Origin of the sequence: Rhodoferax sp., assembly GCF_018063565.1 — a bacterium.
In the GTDB taxonomy this organism is placed as follows: domain Bacteria; phylum Pseudomonadota; class Gammaproteobacteria; order Burkholderiales; family Burkholderiaceae_C; genus Rhodoferax.
This window is the reverse complement of sequence record NZ_JAGPBB010000170.1, coordinates 1-3,596: the sequence shown is the minus strand read 5'-3', so window position 1 is coordinate 3,596 and position 3,596 is coordinate 1. Positions and strand designations below refer to the sequence as shown.

The window sequence follows — 3,596 nt, the reverse complement described above, 5'->3', positions numbered from 1 at the left end:
CTGACAATGCGGCGCTGGTCAGCCAGATCAAAAGTGACGTGGGCCTGTCGGTGCGCCTGCTGCAACGCATCAACACCGCCAGTTTTGCCCACCTGGAAATCAACGGCAGCATCGAACAGGCGGTGGCAATGCTGGGTCGCAGTGAGCTTTACCGCTGGCTCTCGATGTTGCTGTTTCAGTTCGCGGGAAAAAGCCGAAGTGCAAGCGCCGCCCAAGAAGTCACGCTTTGGCGCGCCCGATTTCTGGAATTGCTCGGCCAGGCCACGCACGACGATGCACCGAGTCAGCTGTTTACGCTGGGTCTGGCGTCGATGATCGGGCCTATGCTGGGCATCAGCCAACACGATGTGTTACAGCTCTTGGCCTTGCCGGAGGCAGCGCGCCACGCCTTGCAACAAAGCGGTCCTTGGTGGCCTTACCTCGAGCTGGCGCAGCACATCGAGGCGCAAAACCCGTCCGACCAGCATCCACTGGCAGGGCAACTGGGCGGCATGGACAGGGTGCTGGCGCTGTCAGATCAAGCCTGGGATTGGGCCTGGGCCACCACCCACAGCGCCCCCAGCGCCTGAAACCGCGCCCGGCCCTGGGTCAAACCCCCAATGGGATAATCCTCCGCCATGACCATCACCATCAAAGACTCCGAGGGCATTGCCGGCATGCGCCTGGCGGGCCGCTTGGCCGCCGAACTGCTGGACTACCTGACCCCACTGGTCAAGCCCGGCATCACCACCAATGAGCTTGACCGCCTGGCCGATGACTACACCACCCGGGTGCAAGGTGCCATTTCCGCGCCCTTGAACTATGCGCCCAGCGGCCACAACCCCTACCCCAAAGCCATCTGCACCTCCATCAACCAGCAGGTGTGCCACGGCATCCCCAACGACAAACCCCTCAAGAAGGGTGACATCGTCAACATCGACGTGACCGTGATCAAGGACGGCTGGCACGGCGACTCCAGTCGCATGTTCATGGTCGGCGAGGTGCCGGTGGCAGCTCGGCGCTTGTGCAACCTGACCTATGAGGCGATGTGGCGCGGCATTACCAAGGTGCGCGAGGGGGCCTTTCTGGGTGATATTGGTCACGCCATCCAGACCTTTGCCGAAGCGCAGGGTCTGAGCGTGGTTCGCGAATTTTGTGGTCACGGTATCGGTCGTGCCTTTCATGAAGAACCGCAGGTGTTGCACTACGGCAAACCCGGCACACTGGACCGGCTGCAGGCGGGCATGACCATCACCATCGAGCCCATGCTCAACGCCGGGCGCAAAGAGGTCAAGGAAATGGGCGATGGCTGGACCATCGTCACCAAAGACCGGTCCTTGTCCGCGCAGTGGGAGCACACCGTGCTGGTCACCCCCACGGGTTATGAAGTACTCACGCTGTCAGCCAGCAGTCCGCCCATCCCGGCGTTCGTCAAGCCCGCCGCTTGATAGACACCCTTGCCCCACCCAAGGTTTGCGCCATGATCGACCCCACCATCCTGCGTGCCCGCTACCGTGCTGACAAGGCGGCGCTGTTGTCGTCACTGGCCGACAGCGGCGCGGCCACCCGCGGCGTCAACGCGGCCTTGCACCAGCTCTCCGACCTGGCCGATGCCACCTTGAAGGTGTTGTGGCAGCAGGCCGGGTTTACCGCCCCGTTTGCGTTGCTGGCCGTGGGTGGATTTGGCCGCCACGAGCTGTTTCCCTGCTCAGACGTCGATGTGCTGCTGCTGTTGCCAAACGACCAGTCGCCTGAGACCGACCCGGCGCTCAAATCACGGATCGAAGGGTTTATTGGCAGTTGCTGGGACGCGGGGCTGGAGATCGGCTCGAGCGTGCGCAGTGTCGATGAATGCCTGGTCGAGGCAGCCAAGGACGTGACCGTACAAACCGCCCTGCTCGAGTCGCGGCTGGTGACCGGCGACAAGGCCCTGTTTGGGCAGTTTCAGCAGGCGTTTTTTACGGCACTGGACCCCAGAGCGTTTTTTATTGCCAAGACGCTGGAAATGCAGCAGCGCCACAACAAGTTTGAAGACACGCCTTACGCGCTGGAGCCCAACTGCAAAGAATCACCCGGTGGTCTGCGCGACCTGCAAATGATTCTGTGGGTAGCCAAGGCCGCCGGGTTTGGCGCCAACTGGAGCGAGTTGGCCAAAGCCGGTCTGGCCACCGCCTTCGAAGTGCGTCAGATCAAACGCAACGAGTCGATCTTGCGGCTGATCCGCGCCCGGCTGCACCTGCTCGCGCACCGACGCGAAGACCGGCTGGTGTTTGACCTGCAGACCAGCGTGGCGCAGTCGTTTGGCTACAAGGTGCCCGACCCGGCGGTGGACCAGCGCGCCTCGGTGCGCCCAAGCGAAAAGTTGATGCGCCATTACTACTGGACGGCCAAGGCAGTGACGCAGCTCAACCAGATCCTGCTGCTCAACATCGACGAGCGGCTCAACCCGTCGAACCACACCATTCGCCACCTGCGCCCGCTCAACGACCGTTTTCTGGACAAGGCCGGCATGATCGAAGTGGTCAGTGATGACCTGTATCAGCGCGACCCCCACGCCATTCTGGAGACGTTTCTGGTCTACCAGACCCATGTCGGCATCAAGGGGCTCTCAGCGCGAACCTTGCGGGCGCTGTACAACGCACGTGACCTGATGGATGGTGCGTTTCGCCATGACCCGGTCAACCGCGAGACCTTCAAGCAAATCCTGATGCAGCACGACGGCATTACCCATGCGCTGCGGTTGATGAACCAGACTTCGGTGCTGGGGCGCTACCTGTGGGCGTTTCGGCGCATTGTGGGGCAAATGCAGCACGACCTGTTTCACGTTTACACGGTGGACCAGCACATCCTGATGGTGCTGCGCAATGTGCGACGGTTCTTCATCGTCGAACACGCCCACGAGTACCCGTTTTGTTCGCAGCTGGCCAGCGGTTGGGACAAGCCATGGATCCTGTATATGGCGGCGCTCTACCACGACATCGCGAAAGGCCGTGGCGGTGATCACTCCAAGCTGGGTGCACTGGAGGCACAGCGCTTTTGCCAGCAGCACCAGATCAGCGGTGAGGATGCGACCTTGATCGAGTTTCTGGTGCGCGAACACCTCACCATGAGCCGCATCGCGCAAAAGTCTGATCTCAGTGATCCCGATGTGATAGCCAACTTTGCCAGCCATGTGGGCAGCGAGCGTGCGCTGACGGCACTCTATCTGTTCACCGTGGCTGATATCCGGGGCACCAGCCCCAAGGTCTGGAACGCCTGGAAAGGCAAACTGCTGGAAGACCTGTACCGTGCCACCTCACGCGCCCTGGGTGGCCACGCCCCCGATTTGCACGCCGAGGTGCAGGAGCGCCAACGCGATGCACTGGTCGAATTGGCGCTGCGCACGCAACCGTTCGAATCCCACAAGGCGCTGTGGGCGACGCTGGACGTGGGCTACTTCATGCGCCACGACGCGGTTGAGATCGCCTGGCACACCCGCATGCTGTCGCGCCACCTGGGTGGGCAAGACCCCATCGTGCGGGCGCGCCCGTCGCCCGTGGGTGAAGGCCTGCAGGTAATGGTCTACACCCCGGATGCACAAGACCTGTTTGCCCGCATTTGTGGTTACTTTGACCAGA

Annotated in this window: 3 protein-coding genes; all 3 read left to right on the top strand. The window is 62.0% G+C overall.

From position 1 onward, the window contains the following. Positions 1–569: HDOD domain-containing protein (locus KBF66_RS19145; RefSeq protein ID WP_296661304.1), on the top strand; the 569-nt coding region annotated here is incomplete at its 5' end. Between the two features lie 48 nt (positions 570–617). Beyond that, complete coding sequence (map, locus tag KBF66_RS19140; protein ID WP_296661302.1) at positions 618–1,427, top strand: type I methionyl aminopeptidase; 810 nt, start codon at positions 618–620, stop codon at positions 1,425–1,427. A 32-nt stretch (positions 1,428–1,459) separates the two neighbouring features. Further along, a partial coding sequence (locus KBF66_RS19135) for a [protein-PII] uridylyltransferase (protein WP_296661300.1) occupies positions 1,460–3,596 on the top strand: 2,137 nt, incomplete at its 3' end.

What these genes read in the sequence shown, in the direction of transcription:
- map (WP_296661302.1), top strand. Translation starts at nt 618, where the DNA reads ATGACCATCACCATCAAAGACTCCGAGGGCATTGCCGGCATGCGCCTG.